General features: G+C 63.7%; 17 protein-coding genes and 1 tRNA gene. 14 read left to right on the top strand and 4 right to left on the bottom strand.

Translation table 11 applies throughout. From position 1 onward, the window contains the following. Nucleotides 1–50: 50 nt before the first annotated feature. The 8 genes from rpmI to folE2 all read left to right on the top strand — a co-directional run bounded on the left by rpmI (nucleotide 51) and on the right by folE2 (nucleotide 6,074). Nucleotides 51–248 (top strand): 50S ribosomal protein L35, encoded by a 198-nt coding sequence (gene rpmI, locus DZK26_RS07880; protein ID WP_116897629.1) that lies wholly within the window; start codon nucleotides 51–53, stop codon nucleotides 246–248. Between the two features lie 12 nt (nucleotides 249–260). After that, nucleotides 261–617 carry a 50S ribosomal protein L20 gene (gene rplT, locus DZK26_RS07875; RefSeq protein ID WP_116897628.1) on the top strand — a complete coding sequence of 119 codons (357 nt, stop codon included), beginning with the start codon at nucleotides 261–263 and terminating at the stop codon, nucleotides 615–617. Between the two features lie 2 nt (nucleotides 618–619). Continuing rightward, the gene (gene pheS, locus DZK26_RS07870) at nucleotides 620–1,624 is read left to right on the top strand and encodes a phenylalanine--tRNA ligase subunit alpha (protein ID WP_116897627.1); all 1,005 of its coding nucleotides are present in this window, start codon (nucleotides 620–622) and stop codon (nucleotides 1,622–1,624) included. Between the two features lie 34 nt (nucleotides 1,625–1,658). After that, a complete protein-coding gene (gene pheT / locus DZK26_RS07865) occupies nucleotides 1,659–4,034 on the top strand; it encodes a phenylalanine--tRNA ligase subunit beta (protein WP_116897626.1) in 2,376 nt (791 codons plus the stop codon). Nucleotides 4,035–4,041: 7 nt separating this feature from the next. After that, entirely contained in the window at nucleotides 4,042–4,341 is a 300-nt protein-coding gene (locus DZK26_RS07860) for an integration host factor subunit alpha (protein WP_116897625.1), read from the top strand. Beyond that, complete coding sequence (locus tag DZK26_RS07855; RefSeq protein WP_116897624.1) at nucleotides 4,322–4,678, top strand: MerR family transcriptional regulator; 357 nt, start codon at nucleotides 4,322–4,324, stop codon at nucleotides 4,676–4,678. Before DZK26_RS07860 ends, DZK26_RS07855 begins: the two co-directional genes overlap by 20 nt. A 200-nt stretch (nucleotides 4,679–4,878) precedes the next feature. Then, nucleotides 4,879–4,955: transfer RNA gene (locus tag DZK26_RS07850), tRNA-Pro, on the top strand. 144 nt (nucleotides 4,956–5,099) lie between these two features. Continuing rightward, on the top strand, nucleotides 5,100–6,074 hold the full coding sequence (gene folE2, locus DZK26_RS07845) for a GTP cyclohydrolase FolE2 (RefSeq protein ID WP_116897623.1): 975 nt from the start codon (nucleotides 5,100–5,102) through the stop codon (nucleotides 6,072–6,074). A gap of 4 nt (nucleotides 6,075–6,078) precedes the next feature. On the opposite strand, the gene DZK26_RS07840 is transcribed toward folE2, so the two are convergent. The 3 genes from DZK26_RS07840 to DZK26_RS07830 are packed head-to-tail and all read right to left on the bottom strand — an operon-like array spanning nucleotide 6,079 to nucleotide 9,431. After that, a complete protein-coding gene (locus tag DZK26_RS07840; RefSeq protein WP_147306615.1) occupies nucleotides 6,079–6,996 on the bottom strand; it encodes a hypothetical protein in 918 nt (305 codons plus the stop codon). After that, nucleotides 6,980–7,831: a M23 family metallopeptidase gene (locus DZK26_RS07835; RefSeq protein WP_116897621.1), complete on the bottom strand. Its 852-nt coding sequence runs from the start codon at nucleotides 7,829–7,831 to the stop codon at nucleotides 6,980–6,982. The genes DZK26_RS07840 and DZK26_RS07835 overlap by 17 nt, the downstream gene beginning before the upstream one ends. Further along, entirely contained in the window at nucleotides 7,824–9,431 is a 1,608-nt protein-coding gene (locus DZK26_RS07830) for a LysM peptidoglycan-binding domain-containing protein (protein ID WP_117238646.1), read from the bottom strand. Before DZK26_RS07830 ends, DZK26_RS07835 begins: the two co-directional genes overlap by 8 nt. Nucleotides 9,432–9,550: 119 nt before the next feature. On the opposite strand from DZK26_RS07830, the gene rnr reads away from it, so the two are divergent. The 3 genes from rnr to DZK26_RS07815 are packed head-to-tail and all read left to right on the top strand — an operon-like array spanning nucleotide 9,551 to nucleotide 13,007. Beyond that, nucleotides 9,551–11,686 carry a ribonuclease R gene (rnr, locus tag DZK26_RS07825; protein WP_181918312.1) on the top strand — a complete coding sequence of 712 codons (2,136 nt, stop codon included), beginning with the start codon at nucleotides 9,551–9,553 and terminating at the stop codon, nucleotides 11,684–11,686. A gap of 14 nt (nucleotides 11,687–11,700) precedes the next feature. After that, the gene (rlmB, locus tag DZK26_RS07820) at nucleotides 11,701–12,435 is read left to right on the top strand and encodes a 23S rRNA (guanosine(2251)-2'-O)-methyltransferase RlmB (protein WP_116897618.1); all 735 of its coding nucleotides are present in this window, start codon (nucleotides 11,701–11,703) and stop codon (nucleotides 12,433–12,435) included. Next, nucleotides 12,432–13,007, top strand: coding sequence for a nucleoside deaminase (locus tag DZK26_RS07815; protein WP_116897617.1), 576 nt, complete (start codon nucleotides 12,432–12,434; stop codon nucleotides 13,005–13,007). Before rlmB ends, DZK26_RS07815 begins: the two co-directional genes overlap by 4 nt. Nucleotides 13,008–13,105: 98 nt before the next feature. Here the strand turns inward: DZK26_RS07815 and DZK26_RS07810 are convergent, their stop codons facing one another. Then, entirely contained in the window at nucleotides 13,106–13,483 is a 378-nt protein-coding gene (locus tag DZK26_RS07810) for a DUF4168 domain-containing protein (RefSeq protein ID WP_116897616.1), read from the bottom strand. Nucleotides 13,484–13,662: 179 nt separating this feature from the next. Between DZK26_RS07810 and DZK26_RS07805 the strand changes: the two genes are divergently transcribed. From DZK26_RS07805 to DZK26_RS07795, 3 genes are all read left to right on the top strand, one after another. Then, complete coding sequence (locus DZK26_RS07805; protein ID WP_116897615.1) at nucleotides 13,663–15,093, top strand: HAMP domain-containing sensor histidine kinase; 1,431 nt, start codon at nucleotides 13,663–13,665, stop codon at nucleotides 15,091–15,093. Beyond that, the gene (locus tag DZK26_RS07800; protein ID WP_116897614.1) at nucleotides 15,090–16,463 is read left to right on the top strand and encodes a sigma-54 dependent transcriptional regulator; all 1,374 of its coding nucleotides are present in this window, start codon (nucleotides 15,090–15,092) and stop codon (nucleotides 16,461–16,463) included. The genes DZK26_RS07805 and DZK26_RS07800 overlap by 4 nt, the downstream gene beginning before the upstream one ends. Before the next feature lie 97 nt (nucleotides 16,464–16,560). After that, entirely contained in the window at nucleotides 16,561–17,232 is a 672-nt protein-coding gene (locus DZK26_RS07795) for an OmpA family protein (RefSeq protein WP_116897613.1), read from the top strand. Nucleotides 17,233–17,393 lie beyond the last annotated feature (161 nt).

The following is a 17,393-nucleotide window of genomic DNA, read 5'->3' as shown; positions in this document are numbered from 1 at the left end:
CGGACGGCCCGGGTAACCGCTGCACGAAGGTAAAACAAGGAGAGAAGACAATGCCGAAGATGAAGAGCAACCGGGGCGCGGCCAAGCGCTTCAGTGCCACGGGCAGCGGGCGCATCAAGCGCAAGCGCGCCAACCATAGCCATATCCTCACCAAGAAGGACACCAAGCGCAAGCGGCGCTTGCGGTCCAGCACCCTCGTCGATCGCGCGGAAGAAAAAGCCGTGCGTCAGATGCTGCCGAAACTTTAAGGGAGAGCGATCATGGCAAGAGTCAAACGTGGAGTAGTCGCCCGTCGTCGTCACCGCAAGGTGCTCAGTCGGGCCAAGGGTTATTACGGTGCCCGTCGCAAGGTCTATCGCGTTGCCAAGCAGGCCGTCATCAAGGCCGGTCAGTACAGCTACCGCGACCGCCGTCAGCGCAAGCGCGATTTCCGCAGCCTGTGGATCCAGCGCATCAATGCTGCCGCCCGCGAGCACGGCCTGTCCTATAGCCGGTTCATCAATGGCCTGAAGCGGGCCGATGTCGCCATCGACCGCAAGGTGTTGGCCGACCTGGCCGTCAACGACAAGGCCGCCTTCAAGGCGCTGGCCGAGAAAGCTCAGTCCAGCCTGGGCTGAGCATGGATACGCCGGCATCGCAGAGCCTGCTCGAGGACGCCCTCGAGCAGGTTGCCTCAGCCGACAGCGAGCGAACCCTGGACGAGGTCCGGGTTCGTTTTCTCGGCAAGAAAGGGGCGCTGACCGCGCAGCTCAAGGAGCTGGGCCAGCTTCCGCCCGAACAGCGGCGCGAGGCGGGGCAAGAGATCAACCGTGCCAAGCAGACCCTCGAGCAGGCCATTGCCGAACGCGGCGAGGTGCTTGCGCGTGAGCGCCTGAATGCGCGGCTCGCCGAGGAAACCATCGACGTCACCCTGCCCGGCCGCTCCGTCGAGCCCGGCGGCGCCCATCCGGTCAACCGGGCGCTCGATCGCCTGCTCGATATCTTCCAGCGGCTGGGCTTCGAGGTGGCCACCGGTCCCGAAGTCGAGGACGACTACTACAACTTCGAGGCACTGAACTTCCCGCCGCATCATCCGGCCCGGGCGATGCACGACACCTTTTATCTGCCCGACGGCCGGTTGCTCCGCACGCATACATCACCGGTCCAGATCCGCGTGATGGCCGAGCAGGGCGCGCCGGTGCGCATCGTCGCGCCGGGCCGCGTCTTCAGGTCCGACTCGGATCAAACGCATACGCCCCAGTTCCACCAGGTCGAAGGCCTGCTGGTCGACCGCGACGTGACCTTTGCCGACCTGAAGGGCATGCTGTCGGATTTCGTCAACGCTTTCTTCGAGGACGATCTAGAGATGCGGCTGCGTCCGTCGTACTTCCCCTTTACCGAGCCCTCGGCCGAGGTGGACGTGCGCTGGCGCAATCCCGACGGCACCGCCGGCGATTGGCTGGAGGTGCTCGGCTGCGGCATGGTGCATCCCAACGTACTCAAGAATTGTGGCGTGGATCCTGAGGAATTCACCGGCTACGCCTTCGGCCTGGGCGTCGAGCGCTTCGCCATGCTGCGCTACCGCGTCGATGACCTGCGCCTGTTTTTCGACAACGACCTGCGCTTCCTGCGCCAGTTCCGCTGAGCCTCATGAATCAGGGAGGCTGTAAGGAAACCTCATGAAGATCAGTCATCGCTGGCTCGGCGAGTGGGTGAAGTCCGGCCTCAGCGCGGAAGAGATCGCTGAACGCTTCACGCTCGCCGGCCTGGAAGTCGATTCCATCGAGCCCGTCGCCCCGCCGCTCGACGGTGTGGTTGTGGGCGAGATCCTGTCGGTCGAGCCGCATCCCGATGCCGACCGCCTGCGTGTATGCCGGGTGGCTGGCGACAGCGAGGAGCGCATCATCGTTTGCGGTGCGCCCAACGCGCGCGAGGGCCTGAAGGCGCCCCTGGCCGTCATGGGCACGACGCTGCCCGGCGGCATGAAGATCAAGCCGGCAAAACTGCGGGGCGTGGACTCGCAAGGCATGCTCTGTTCCGAGCCGGAGCTGGGCCTGGGTGAAGAAGCCGGTGGGCTGATGGAGCTGCCCGGCGACGCGCCGGTGGGTGAGTCGCTGGCGGCCTATCTCGGCCTGGACGATCACATCATCGAGGTCGACCTGACACCGAATCGTGCCGATTGCCTCTCCGTTCGCGGACTGGCGCGCGAGCTTTCGGCCATTACCGAAAAGCCGATCGTCTCGCCGAAGATCGAAGCGGTGGCGGCCGTGAGCGAGCGCGGCATCGATATCGAGCTCGACAGCCCCGAAGACTGCCCGTGCTATGTCGGGCGCGTGATCGAAGGCATCGATGTCACGGCGGCCACGCCACTGTGGATGGTCGAGCGCCTGCGCCGCTCCGGAATTCGCAGCCTGGGCCCCATCGTCGACGTCACCAACTATGTGCTGCTGGAGCTCGGCCAGCCCATGCATGCCTTCGATCTGGACAAGATCGAAGGGGGTATCCGCGTGCGCCGTGCAGCGAAGGGCGAGAAGATCACGCTGCTCGACGGCCAGGCAATCGAGCCCGACGCGGACATGCTGCTGATCGCCGATCACGATCAGCCATTGGCGATTGCCGGCGTCATGGGCGGACAGGATTCGGCCGTCGGCGACAACACCCGCGACATCCTGCTCGAGTCGGCCTGGTTCAATCCGGCCACCATCAGCGGTCGCGCCCGGCGGCTGGGTCTCTCCACCGAGTCGGCGCATCGCTTCGAGCGCGGTGTCGATCCGGCACTTCAGCGCATCGCCGCCGAGCGCGCCACCCGATTGATCGTCGACATCGCCGGCGGCCGGCCCGGGCCGGTGGTCGAAGCGAAGGATGAAGAGCACCTTCCGGATGCCTCCCGCGTGACGCTGCGCCTTACGCGGCTCAACCGGGTGCTCGGGTCCGAACTCGACGCCGATTCCGTCGATTCCATTCTCGAGCGGCTGGGCATGGAAGTCAGCCGCAGCGACGATCACTTCAAAGTGGTGGCGCCGACGGCTCGCCGGGATATCGAAATCGAAGCCGACCTGATCGAGGAGGTGGCGCGCATTTACGGCTACGATCGCCTGCCGACCCGTCATCCCGGCGGCGAGATCGTGGTCAAGGCGCCGCCCGAGACGCGCACCAGCGAGCGAGCACTGCGGCAACAGCTTGCCGCCCGAGGCTTCCAGGAAGTGATCGCCTGGAGTTTCGTCAGCCAGGCCGAGCTGGATGCGCTTTCGATGGGCGAGGGCGCCCAGGCACTGGCCAACCCGCTCAGCCGCGAAATGGCGGTGTTGCGAACCAGTTTGCTGCCCGGTCTCCTGAATGTCGCCGGCCGTAACCTGCGCCGCCAGATTCCCTCGTTCCGGTTATTCGAGACGGGCCACTGTTTCCGCAACGGCCCGGAAGTCTTCGAGGAATCCTGGCGTCTCGGCCTGCTCATGACGGGGGATATTCGCCCCCAGCATTTCAGCGGTAAATCGCGTGCAACGGATTATTTCGATCTCAAGGGCGAGGTTGAACACTTGCTCGCCTTCAATGCCGTCGAAGGCAAGGTCCGCTTCCAGCGTGCCGATCTGTCCTGGCTGCATCCCGGGCAGGCAGCCCGATTGCTGATCGACGACAAGCCGGCAGGCTGGCTCGGCCAGTTGCATCCGGCACTGGCCGATGAACTCGAACTGGACCAGGCCATTTACGTGGCCGAATTCGACGGACGCAGCATCACGGCCCGACGGCTGCCGGAACACCGCGACAGTGGCCGTTTTCCCGCGGTTCGCCGGGATATCGCTTTTGTCGTATCCGATGAGCACCCCGCCTCGAATCTGATCGATGCGGTGCGTGAATCGGCCGGCGGATTGCTCGAGGATTGCGTCATTTTCGATCAATATCGGGGTGAAGGGATCGAAAAGGGCTTCAGAAGTCTGGCTATGGGCTTGATTTTGCGCGATGTTTCGCGCACCCTTAAGGATCGTGAGGTCGACGCACTGCTCGAGACGGTGCTGGCCGATCTCGAAGATCGATTCGGTGCCAAACTGAGAGGTTAAAAAGGGGATGTCTTTGACCAAAGCTGATCTGGCCTCCGCGCTATTCGATGAGGTCGGCCTCAACAAGCGCGAAGCCAAGGAATTCGTCGATGCCTGGTTCGAAACCATACGCCAGGCCCTGGAAGACGGCGATCACGTCAAGCTGTCAGGGTTCGGTAATTTCCAGCTACGCGACAAGAACCAGCGCCCCGGCCGCAATCCCAAGACGGGCGAAGAGATTCCCATATCGGCCCGCCGTGTGGTGACTTTCAAGCCGGGGCAGAAACTGAGAGCGAGAGTGGAAGCGTATGCTGGATCCGGGGAGTAATCAGGAACTACCGCCGATACCGGCGAAGCGCTACTTCACCATTGGCGAAGTCAGTGACCTGTGCGCCGTCAAGCCGCACGTCTTGCGTTACTGGGAGCAGGAGTTCCCGCAGCTCAAGCCGGTCAAGCGCCGCGGCAATCGCCGTTACTACCAGCGCCACGATGTGCTGATGGTGCGCCAGATTCGCAGCCTGCTGCACGAACAGGGTTTCACCATCCAGGGGGCGCGCCAGCGGCTCGAAGGCGACACGGCGCAGAACGACGTCTCGCGCAGCCAGCAGCTGGTCAAGCAAATGCGCGTCGAGCTCGAGGAAATCCTCCACGTCTTGCGCCGTTAGGATCTTCGCAAAAACCAGTAACCACGGAATGCACGGAAGCGCACGGAACCTACATCAACTTTATATCTTAAGTTACTGATTTTTATTTATTCCGTGTATTCAGTGTCTTCCGTGGTTCCAATCTTCGGGATCCGGATTGATGGCACATACCATTCGATTCACGGTAAAATACCGCTTTTAACCCCAAGCTAGTTTCCGGTCGGAGCGTAGCGCAGCCTGGTAGCGCACCACAATGGGGTTGTGGGGGTCGCGAGTTCGAATCTCGCCGCTCCGACCATTTTCTCCTGCCTGTTCGCGTTCCGCGGCAGCGTCCTGATTCACGGGTCTTTCATCGGGCATGGCGTTCAATATTGCTTCGCAATACAATCGCCCCCACTAATTCAGGGCGGCTATCGACCCAAACGCAGCAGAGAGCCTTGATATGAAGAATCGACCCAAAACCGCCAACATGCCGGATGTCGCCACGCACGCTCAGGCCCAGGTGGCCGGGCAACTCGATTGGGTCGGCATGAACAGCATCGAGATGCCCATCCTGCTCGATGCCACCGACGGTACCCATACCCAGACGACCGCGCATGTGAATGCCTTCGTCGATCTCGAGCGTCCGGAAAAGCGCGGAATCCACATGTCGCGCCTGTACCTGCATCTCGATCAGGCTCTGGCCGAGCATACCGTCACGCCGGCGCTGCTGCGCCACTTGCTGCGCGATTTCCTGGCCTCGCACGAGGATCTCAGTTCGCGTGCCATGATTCGCCTCGATTTCGACTACATGCTTCGCCGCAAGGCGCTGGTCAGTGACAACAGCGGCTGGCGGCGCTATCCGATCAGCATCATCGCCAGCCTGGATGACCGCGAGTTCGAGCTCGAAATGGCCTTGCAGATCGCCTACTCGAGTACCTGCCCCTGTTCGGCCGCGCTCGCCCGTCAGTTGATTCAGGATCAGTTCCGCAAGGATTTCGGCGATGAGGGCTCGCTCGACGCGCAGGCGGTGCTTGAGTGGCTGGGTAGTGAGGAGGGCATCGTGGCCACGCCACACAGCCAGCGAAGTGCGGCGGATATTCGACTGCAGCTGGCTCCGAGCTTCGAGGCCTTCCCCTTCGTGGAGATGATCGATGCCGTGGAAGGGGCGCTCAAAACGCCGGTCCAGGCGGCCGTCAAGCGCGAGGACGAACAGGCTTTTGCTTTACTCAATGGCCAGAACCTGATGTTCTGCGAAGACGCCGCGCGGCGCGTGCAGACGGCGCTGGAATCACAGGAGCGGGTGATCGACTTCTGGGCCCGCTGTCGCCATTTCGAGAGCCTGCATCCACATAACGCGGTAGCGATCGTCACCAAGGGTGTGGAAGGCGGCTACGAACCGATCGACGGTCAGCCGTCCGGATGGCGCCACGACTGACCGGCTATTGACTGGCAATGTTCAGCCCGACCTGAAGGTCGGGCAGGGCGACGCCGATATTGCGTGAGCCGGGCGCAGCCCAGGACTCGGCAATGGTCTCCCCCGATTCGACGTCCGTGACCGTCAGGCGCAGCAGGATATCGTCGTTGCCGCGTTCCATGCGGTAGTAGTTGAGTTCGATCAAAACACCCAGGCTCATGTCGGCAGCATCCAGCGGTTCGACGCCGACGCCCGGCCGCAGCCCGAAATCGCGCGCAATCCGCCATTCCTCGCCATCGCGAATGCCCAGCCAGCCCGAGAATTGCCGTGCCCGAAAGAAACGGATGACCTGATCTTCTCCACGCGGCTCCCCGGACTCGGCTTCCACCAGACGGTCGCCTATGCGGATGCTTTGGCCGTCGAAGGCCATTTCCTTGAGTAGTCCGACCGCCTCGGCGCCTTCACCAAAGCGACAGGAGGCCGGGTCGGTTTCGCCAACCAGTCCCTGATCGGTAACGTGGAATTTCATCGGGCAGCTTCGACGAGCCCGTCCCTGCGGATTCAGCAGGGCGAAACGCCCATCCAGGCGATTTTCGATCCCGGCGGTCTGGAGGCTCAGGCCGTAGCGTCGCTGGTTTTCACCGCCTGCATCGGCCTGAATCAACGAGAATGCGACCTCGCCTGGTTCGGCGCCGGAGCGCCGCTCAATGCTTAGGGACTGGACCGGGCGATTTTCGTCTTGAATGCTGACGTACTCGCCTGGCAATCGTGCCGCGATCTGCTGCAACACGGGAGACGGGCGATCCGGGTCCGTTGACGTTTGGGGTGCCGTGGCGCAACCGACCAGCATGAGCGCGACCAGCCCGAGCAACGTCGAGCCACCGCCCGGCAATCGCGGGCGGTAGGTTTGCCCAGACCGGCCGGGATCAGCGTGCTTCGGCATTCGGATTCTCGCTCCAGTCGAGCAGCAGGGCGGGGTCGATGCGCACTTCGCGAAGATTCATGCGCCAATCCAGGTGAGGCCCCGTGGCTCGCCCGGTCGCCCCCACGTCGGCGATGAGCTGGCCGCGGTCGACCTCGTCGCCGACATCGACGTGAATGGCGTCGAGGTGCAGGAAGGCCGACACCAGACCGTGTCCGTGATCGATGAACAGGGTGGCGCCGGAAAAATACATGTCGGGATGGGCCAGGGTCACGACGCCCGGGGCCGGGGCGCGCACCGGCGTGCCGGTGTCGGCGGCGATATCGATGCCCCAGTGGGGATTGCGCGGCTCGCCGTTGAGAATGCGCTGGCTGCCGTAGACGCCCGTGACCGGCCCTGTAAGCGGCCAGTCAAAGCCGCTCGCCCAGTCGGCGCGTGCGTCACGGCGACGGCGCGCTTCGCGGGCCTGGCGAGCATCGTCGCGAATCCGTGCCAGCACCGACTCCGGCGGGGTAACCTGGTCCTGCGGCAGTCCGTCGATGCGCTGGATATCGAACTCGCGTGGTTGCGGTTCGAGTCGACGTTCGAGGCGCATGCCGGTGGGCAGCGTGACCTCGACCTTTTCCGGCTGAGTCTGTTCGCGCTCGAAAGCGACGAGAAAGCGGCCGCTGTCACTGGTCACCACCGGTTCGCCGTCGATGCTGACCGAGCTGCCGGCGGGTGCCTGGCCGATGACCAGCCCACCCTGAACCATTTCACCCTCGAACGAGACAGGTTCCTCGGCGCCCTGGGTGGTCGTTGTCGCCACGAGCGCGATGACAGCGGGGACGATGCGGAGTGGAGTGGGCTCAGGCATTGCCACCCCCGCGGATTGTCAGAGTCTGACCGGGTCGAAGGATGCTGCCTTCGGCCAGTCCGTTCCAGCGCATCAATTCACCAACCGACACATCGTGGCGCTGGGCGATCGTCCATAGCGAGTCGCCGCTGCGGACCGTGTACTGGCGGGTCTGGCTGGTGCCGGGTTGCGACATGTTGACCAGAATACGATCGCCCGGCCGGATAAGGTCGTTGTTGCCGAGACCGTTCCATTTTTGCAGGTCATCGACCGTCACGTCGTATTGCCGTGCGATGAGCCAGAGGTTCTCGCCCGGACGAACCTGGTGCTGAAAGCGTCTTGTCGGCAGCAGGCGTTGCTGCAGGCTTGTGAGTCGGGCGTAGCGTTCGGCGTGCGGCGAGTTCTCGGGCGTGCGCCCATTGTCGGCCAGACGCAGCGTCTGGCCGGTGCGAAGAAAATCACCGTTGAGGTTGTTGGCGTCGCGTAACTGGCGCACCGTGGTGTTGTGGCGCCGCGCGAGATGCGAGAGCGTATCTCCGGGGCGCACGCGAATTTCTCGCCAGACGATCATATCCTCGGTGTCGAGCTGGTCGATGACCTCGCGTACGCGTTCGGCTCGTGCGGCGGGCACCATCAAGTAGTGGGGCCCGCCCGGTGGCGTAAGATGGCCGTTGAGCCCCGGGTTGATGGCGACCAGTTCGGCGATGTCGATGTTGGCGGCGGCTGACAGGGCAACGATATCGACCGGGCCGTCCAGTTCGATGCGCTCGACCTGTGGACGGTTGTCCCAGATCGGTATTTCGAAGCCGTATCGGGCGGGTTCCTTGAACAGACAGCCGAGCCCGTTGAGTTTGGGTACGTAGCCAAGGGTTTCTCGTGGAAGGGGCAGCACCTCCCAGGTGGTGGCCCGGCCGGCGCGGCGGTTGCGCTCGATGGCCCTTTGGACACGGCCCTGGCCGCCATTGTAAGCGGCCAGGGCCAGGTTCCAGTCGCCGAACTTGTTGTTGAGGTACTCGAGATAATCCAGCGCGGCGCGGGTGGCGGCCCAGACGTCGCGCCGTCCGTCGTAGAAATCGTTGATCTCGATACCGCGCTCGCGCGCGGTGGCGCTGACGAATTGCCAGGTGCCGGCGGCACGCCCGTGCGAGTAGGCGAAAGGGTCGTAGGCCGATTCCACGATGGGCAGCAGCGCGAGTTCGCCGGGCAACTGCCGGCGTTCGAGTTCACCGGCGATGTCGTACAGCCATGGGCGCGCCCGATTGAGAACACGCTCCATGTACTCGTCGCGGTCGCCGTACCAGTGGGCCCACTGTTCGGCCCGACTGTCGGCCGGACACTCGGCAAACGCGAGACGATCGACCACACGCGCCCAGAGATGAGGCGGCCGGGCCGGTTGCGGTTCGGTTCCGAGATCGTTTTCCAGGTGGCGCGTGGCTTCCTCGACCACCGTGAATGGATCGGGCAGGTCCGCAGGGTTGCGTTCGGCAACGGACTCGGCTGCCGGTTGCTCGGTTTCGATCATGGCGCAGCCGGAACCGAGCAGGATGAGGGTGGCGATGCTCAGCTGCAGGACCTTTCGGGTTCCGGGCAGGGCGGAGCGTGACGGATGCTGTGATTGCATGAATTCGTTCGGGCTCGTGCAGCGGCCAATTATGCCGGCATGACAGGTCAGGTCAACCAACGGCGGATGGAAGGTAGATGTGGCATCCGGTGAACGTGTGGACAGGTACAATAAAGGGCATGAGCAAACAATCTTCGCATATCTCGCGCGAACGCATTCGCGCGGCCTTGGACGAGGCTGGTCGACCGGTCACGCGTCGCCAGCTTTCCCACCTTTTCGGCCTGGACAAACCGCAGTCGGACGAGTTTCTGAGACCGGTTCTGATGGAGATGGTTGCATCGGGCGAGTTGGTCAAGAACCGGCGGGCGGCCTATGGACTGCCTTCCCAGATGGATCTCGTCTCCGGTCGGATCAGTGCCCACCCGGACGGCTACGGCTTTGTCGTCACCGACGGCGACAGCGAGGATCTGTTTCTGGCACCCAAGCAGATGCGCCAGGTCTTCAACGGCGACCGGGTGCTGGCGGCGGTTACCGCGGTCGATCGGCGAGGCCGGAAGGAAGGCGCCATCGTCGAGGTCGTCGAGCGCGTCCACGCGCAGGTGGCCGGTCGCCTGCTGATCGAGTCGGGTGTGGCCACGGTCGTGCCCGACGACCCGCGCCTGACACAGGATATCCTCGTGCCAGCCGAGCGCGTCGGCAAGGCCACGCCGGGGCAGGTCGTGGTGGTGCGTATCGACAAGCCGCCGGCCATGAAGCGCGGCGCGGTGGGCGAAATCGTCGCGGTGCTCGGTCACGCCGACGAGCCGGGTATCGCCACGGATATTGCCGTCTACAGCCATCAGCTTCCCTGGGAGTTTCCCGACGAAGTGGTGGGGGAGGCCGACTCGTTCGACGAGACCATCGACGCGGACTCGGTTTCCGGGCGGCTGGATTTGCGTGAACTTCCCCTGGTGACCATCGACGGCGCGGATGCGCGTGACCTCGACGATGCTGTGTACGCCGAGTCCCGGGGCGACGGCTTTCGGGTTTTTGTGGCGATCGCCGACGTCGCCGAGTACGTGAAGCCCGAAAAGCCCCTGGACGAAGAGGCGGAAAAGCGCGGCACTTCGGTTTACTTCCCCGACCGGGTCATTCCGATGCTCCCCGAGGCACTTTCGAACGGCCTGTGTTCGCTCAACCCGAAGGTCGACCGCCTGTGCCTGGTCTGCGAGATGAAAATCGACGCCAAGGGAAAGGTCACTTCCAGCCGTTTTCACGAAGCGGTGATGCGCTCGCATGCACGGCTGACCTATGACCATGTGCGACGAATCATGGAAGCGGGCGACCCGGAACTGGTCGAACGTTTCGGCCATGTGCTGGACAACCTGCAGGCCCTTTACGAGGTCTATCGCCTGTTCTTCCGTCGCCGGGAGCAGCGCGGGGCGCTCGATTTCGATTCGCAACAGGCCTACTTCGAGTTCGACACTGAAGGCAACGTGGCCAATATCCGGCTTCAGCAGCGTCATGACGCGCACCGCCTGATCGAGGAACTGATGGTGGCAGCCAATGTCGAGGCGGCCAAGTTCGTCGGTCGCGGCAAGCTCCCGTTGCTCTACCGCGTCCATGAGCCGCCACCTTCGGAAAAGCTCGAGTCACTCGAGGAATTCCTGCGCTTCAACGGCATCCAGGTACGCTGGTCGGAAACGCCCGACCCGCAGCAATTCGCCGCCATCCAGCGCAAGGTGGCCGGAAAACCCAACGAGTCGCTGGTCAATGCCCAACTGCTGCGCAGCCTGAGCATGGCCGTCTACCATCCCGACAATCAGGGGCATTTCGGCCTGGCGCTGGAGCACTATGCGCATTTCACCTCGCCCATTCGCCGCTACCCGGATCTGTTACTGCATCGCGCCATCAAGCATCTGTGCCGCGGTCGCAAGCGCGGAGACTTCCATTACGGGTATTCGCAAATGGAGGAGCTGGGTCGGCACTGCTCATGGACCGAGCGCCGGGCGGAGGATGCCTCGCGCGACGTCGAGGAGCGCCTGAAGTGCCAGTTCATGCAGCGCCATGTCGGCGATATCTTCGACGGCATCATTTCCGGTGTCACGAGTTTCGGGCTGTTCGTCGAACTCGACGGCCTGGCTGTCAGCGGCCTTGTGCACGTCACCGCGTTGCCCAATGACTACTACCATTTCGATCCGGTCAGCTCGAGCCTGACGGGCAAGCGACGCGGCATCCGCTATCGACTGGCCGACCAGGTGCGCGTCGAAGTCATCGCCGTCAATCTCGAAGAGCGCAAGATCGATTTCCGCCTGGTCGAGCGCCGGGACGACTGACTGCCGGCAGGGTTATGAAGCGCGAGTTGGCAATGGGCGTCAATGCAGTCGAGGGTCTGCTCGGTATCGCGCCCGAACGAATCGTGCGTGCCTGGCTCAAGCCGGGCGGTGGTCGCCTGAATGCGCTGGGCGAGGCGCTGAAGTCAGCCGGCATTACCGTCGAGCACGCCGACGAACATGCCCTTGACCGCATGGCCGGTCGAGTCCGCCACCAGGGGGTGATCGCCGAATTCAAACCGCGCCAGCCCGGCGACGACCGGCGCCTGCAGGAGCTTCTAGAAACGATCGACGAACGGGCCCTGTTCCTGGTGCTCGACGGCGTCCAGGATCCCGGCAACCTCGGTGCCTGCCTGCGTACCGCGGCTGCCGCCGACGTGACGGCCGTCGTCATTCCGCGCAACAAGGCGGTGGGGCTGACGCCCGCAGCGCGTCGAGCTGCCGCCGGAGCGGCCGAACGCGTCGAGCTGGTGATCGTGACCAATCTGGCCCGCAGCCTGCGGTCGTTGGCTGACCATGATGTCTGGCGCGTCGGACTCGCAGCCGGGACGGGGCAGCGTCTTTATGATGCGCGGCTCGACGGTCGACTGGCCATGGTGCTCGGCGGCGAGGAGGGCGGCATGCGCCGGCTTACGCGCGAGCATTGCGATGAACTGGTCGAGATTCCCATGCCGGGCGCCATCGAGAGTCTGAATGTTTCCGTGGCAACGGGAATCGCCCTGTTTGCTGCTGTCGAGAGGAGGATGTCATGAGGGCGGATTTCGGGATTCGGGTGGATCTTCCCGACTGGATCGAGGAATTTGCCGAAAAGCTGCCTGACCGTCTGCCGAGTGCCCGCGAACGGATGGCGGCGGCTATCAGCCTGTCCGACCAGAACGAGCGCCGCAAGACCGGTGGTCCCTTCGGCGCGCTGGTTGTCGTACAAGACAGCGGCGAGGTTGTCGCCCTGGGCGTCAACCGCGTGGAGCACCAGCTTTGTTCGGCGGCCCATGCGGAAATCCTGGCGTTGAGCGTGGCCCAGCGGGTGATGGGCTCGTGGAGCCTGGCCGACACTGGACTTGGCGCGCTCCAGCTCGTCACGTCCTGCGAGCCTTGCGCCATGTGTTTCGGAGCGATCCCCTGGTCGGGCGTGAGCTCGGTTTTGTGTGGTGCAACCAGAGCCGATGCCGAGGCGTCGGGTTTCGATGAAGGGGAAAAGCCGGCCGACTGGGTCGAGGCGCTCGAGCGGCGCGGTATCGAGGTTCGCTCGGGAATCCTGCGCGAGGAAGCGGCCCGTGTGCTGGAGCGCTACGTTGCCCGGGGCAATACGATTTACAACCCCTGAGGTGTTGTCCAGGGGTCAGGGATAAAAAAAACCGGAGCGGTCAACCGCCCCGGTTTTCTTGCTTCAGGTCTCGGCAGAGCCGAGAAATTCGCAGCGAATTACTGCTGAAGCATTTCGGTCAGCTTCTGCTGCAGTTCGGGGTCGTTCTGGATCGCCATGGCGATCTGGTTGAACGATTCCACATCCAGGCCCGCGTCCTCGACGGCAGCGGTCATTTCTTCATTGGCCTGGCGCTGCAGATCCTGAGCCTTCTCCGGATCTTCGACTTCCTGCAGGCGCGAGGAGAAGTCCTGCTGGATGCCGGAGATTTCGGTCTGCGCTTCAGCGAACTGCTCGAGCTGCTGGTCGCTGACGTCGATGGTTTCAGGCTGCTGCTGTTGCGGTTGCGTTTGCTGCCCCTCCTGGGCCACCACGGCCAGGCTGAAGGTCAGGGCAATGAGTGCGGCGAAGAGCTTGGAAGTATTGCCAATGGTCATGTTTCACTCCTTGGTGTCATGTGGGTTTGTCTTGGCGCTTCCGTATATGCAATGCGCGTGCCAAATGCGCCATGGACGAAAAATCAAAGGGTTGCAGCTGCTGGTTGGTTGGCAAGTACCCTTTTTGATGTGTCATAATGAAACATGTGACGTTTTTGAGAGCACTACGAAGCCTTCGTTTGCAGCTCGCACTGCTGGTGGTGCTGCCGCTTGCCGTGTTCGGCACACTGGCGGTGTGGCTGACCTACGCGGCAGTCGAGGATACGGTCGAGAGCCGGCTCGAGAAGGAGATCGAGCTGGTCGCGCGGGCGACCCGTGTGCCGGTGGAGCGGGCCCTGCAGGAAGGCAATCTTGACAGCATCAAGCAGACCCTCGATGCGGTCTTCGAGATCGGAAGGGTTTACGGCGCCTATGTCTACGGTGCGGGTGGGCGGCGCATCGCCGTGGCGGGTGAGGCCTATCCGGGCCGGCGCGAACAGATCGAGGCGGTCGAGCTTGTCGAGATGGGGGAGGAGATGGGTCGTTACGCCCAGCTTGCCGGTGAGGACGTGTTCTCCTATTTCGTGCCTCTGACCGGACGGACCGGCCGTATCGAGGGACTCCTGCAGGTCGTTCGCCTGGAAAGCGAAATCACGCAACGTCTCAATGAGATCCGGAACCGGACCTGGCTGGCGTGGGCAGCCGTGATGGCCGTCATGCTGATGATCGTTGGCATCGGCTACAGGCTGGCCGTGGGGCGCCATGTAGAACGGCTCGTTGGCTCGATGGCGCGCATCGAGTCCGGCGATCGCTCACATCGTGCGGAAACCGACGGCCCGACCGAAATCTCGGGCGTTGCGGCGGCATTCAACCGGATGCTCGACGGTCTCGATCGAATGGCCGGGCAACTGGCCGAGCAGCGCCGGCAACGCCGAAAAATGGAGCGTCGCATGCTGGCCCAGGAGAGCCTGGCCCGGCTGGGGCAGTTTTCCTCCGGGGTTGCGCACGAACTCGGCGCACCCCTGACGGTGATCGACGCCGACACCCGCCGCCTCCAGCGCGACGAGGGCTTGTCGGAGGATTCCGTTCGACGCCTCGAGCGCATTCGAAGGCAGGTGAACCGTACGCGCGAACTGATCAACCAGCTCATGGAGTTCGCCCGCAGCGACCGCTCCGAGCCCGAAGTCGTGGATCTCGATCGCCTGTTGCAGCGCGTGCTGGCCAGTGTGCGACCGGAGTGCGAAAGTCGGGGTATCGAGTTGGCGTACCGTTCGCCCGAGCGCCGGTTGGAGACCATGGGCTGGTCGATACGCCTGGAGCATGCGCTGCTCAACCTGGTCCGCAATGCCGTCCAGGCGGCGGAAACGCGTGTCGTGGTGAGCTTGGCACCCGATGGGCAGGGGCGCATCGTGGCGGCCGTCGAGGACGACGGTCCCGGCGTGCCGCCCACCCAGCGCAAGCGCATCTTCGAGCCGTTCCACACCGCGGGCAAGGGTCGCGGCGGTACCGGACTCGGCCTGGCCATCGTCCACGGCGTGGCCGAGGAGCACGGCGCGTCGATCGAAGTCGGTGAGAGCAGGGCGCTTGGGGGAAGTCGTATGGAACTGCATCTTCCGGAGCAATCGGAATGAACCATAGCGCCCGCATCCTGGTGGTCGAGGACGATCGCAGCCTGGCCGAGCTGCTTGTCGAGGAGCTCGAGACCGAGGGCTGGACGGTCGACGCGCAGCCGAGTGCCGAAAAGGCGCTGGAAATCATTGATGAATTCGAGCCTGACCTGGTCGTCAGCGATCTGCAGCTTCCGGACATGGACGGCCTGGCGCTGCTCGAGCGCCTGCGACAGCGCCATGCGCCGCCGGCGGTGCTGATGATCAGTGCCTACGGCACGGTCGAACGTGCGGTCGCCGCACTTCAGGCCGGCGCGGAGAATTTCCTGACCAAGCCCCTGGACATGGATCACTTCGTGCTCAGTGTCCAGCGCCTGGTCAATAATCGCAGATTGTATGAGGAAGTACGGCGTTTCCGCGAATTGCTCGACGGACCCTCCTTTCACGGCATGCAGGGCTCGAGTCGCGTCATGCGCGTTCTGTTCGATCGTGTTCGTCAGGTCGCTCGGGCCGACGGCCCGGTGCTGATCACCGGCGAATCCGGAACCGGCAAGGATCTGGTCGCCCGGGCCATTCATGCCGAAAGCCCGCGTGTCGACAAGCCGTTTCTGGCCGTCAACTGCGCCGGGATTCCGGCCGACCTGATGGAATCGGAGTTCTTCGGTCATGCCGAGGGTGCCTTTACGGGGGCCGACCGGGCCCGCAAGGGGCTGTTTCGCGAAGCCCAGGGCGGCACGCTGTTCCTCGACGAGATCGGCGAGATGCCGCTTTCCCTGCAGGCCAAGATGCTGCGTGCGCTTCAGGACGGCCAGGTCCGGCCGGTGGGCGCCGAGCGCGAGCACCAGGTGGATGTGCGACTGGTGGCGGCCACCAACCAGGATTTGCACGAGCGTGTCCAGGACGGTCGATTTCGGGAGGATCTGTATTACCGGCTCGAGGCCTTCCAGCTCGAGGTGCCACCGCTTCGAGACCGCGGCGAGGATCTGGAAATGCTGGCCATGCAGTTCGTCGGGCGCTTTGCCGCCGCACGCCAGCGACCGGCACGATCGATAAGCAACGAGGCGCTCATGCTGATTCGGGACTATGCCTGGCCGGGCAATGTACGGGAATTGAGCAACGCCATGGAGCGTGCGGTGACTTTCTGCGAAGGCCGGGAGATCGAGGCAGAACACCTGCCCGAGCGCGTTCGACGGGCCGAGGGGACCGGCGGCGCCGAACAGGGGGGTCCGCTCGCCGCATTACTCGACCAGGGCGAGATGCTGCCCACCCTGGATGAGTTGCGCCGCCGCTATGTGCAGCATGTCCTTGAAAAGGTCGACGGCAACAAGCGGCGCGCGGCCGCCTTGCTGGGCGTGGGACGACGCACCCTTTATCGTTGGCTCGATGAGGGTTGACAACCGCTGTCATTCAGCCGGGGTTGAACGGCTCGCGGTGTACCATCAGACAACAGCATATTGTGACCGGTCGCTGACCCGACCCTATGGAGCGTGTATGAGAACCCTGACACAGAAGATTGCCAAGCTGCTGACCATCGTGATGATCCTGCTGATCAGCGCTTGCGCCACCACCGACCCTTACACCGGTGAGGAACGGACCTCGCGCACCGGCCAGGGTGCGGCCATCGGCGCCGGCGTCGGTGCCGTCATCGGCGCCATCAGCGGTGGCGACCGACTCGAGCGCGCGGCCATTGGCGCCGGGATCGGGGCGCTCAGCGGCGCGGCGATCGGCAACTACATGGATCGCCAGGAAGCGGAACTGAGGCGGCAACTCGAAGGAACCGGCGTGAGCGTGACCCGCCGTGGCGACGAAATCATTCTCAACATGCCGGGCAATGTCACCTTCGATTTCGACAGCGCCAGTCTGCGCTCGGAGTTCTTCGACGTGCTCGAATCGGTCGCGCTGGTGCTCGAGGAATATGAAAAGACCGTGCTGGTCATCGACGGGCATACCGACTCGACCGGCCCGCGCAGCTACAACATGGAACTGTCCGAGCGCAGGGCCGAGGCGGTCGGAGACTACCTAGTATCCCAGGGCATCAATTCCGTACGCCTGGCCACCTACGGCTACGGTCCGGATCACCCGATCGCAAGCAACGAGACCGAGGCCGGCCGCACCGCCAACCGTCGCGTGGAACTGACGCTCATGCCGATCACGGAGGAGTGACGGGCGAAGGTCTGTCAACGACCACCGGCGCCTACGCCGGTGGTCTGCTATTGCGGCTCAAAGCCGGATGGATCGGTCATAAGACCGATTGCTCCAACGCATCAATGTCCAAGTACCAAGCACCAATTCTCAAACAAGGACCAATGTTTCAATGACCGAAT

Source organism: Wenzhouxiangella sp. 15190, assembly GCF_003417465.1.
GTDB lineage: Bacteria > Pseudomonadota > Gammaproteobacteria > Xanthomonadales > Wenzhouxiangellaceae > Wenzhouxiangella.
This window is presented reverse-complemented; position numbering and strand designations above follow the sequence as displayed.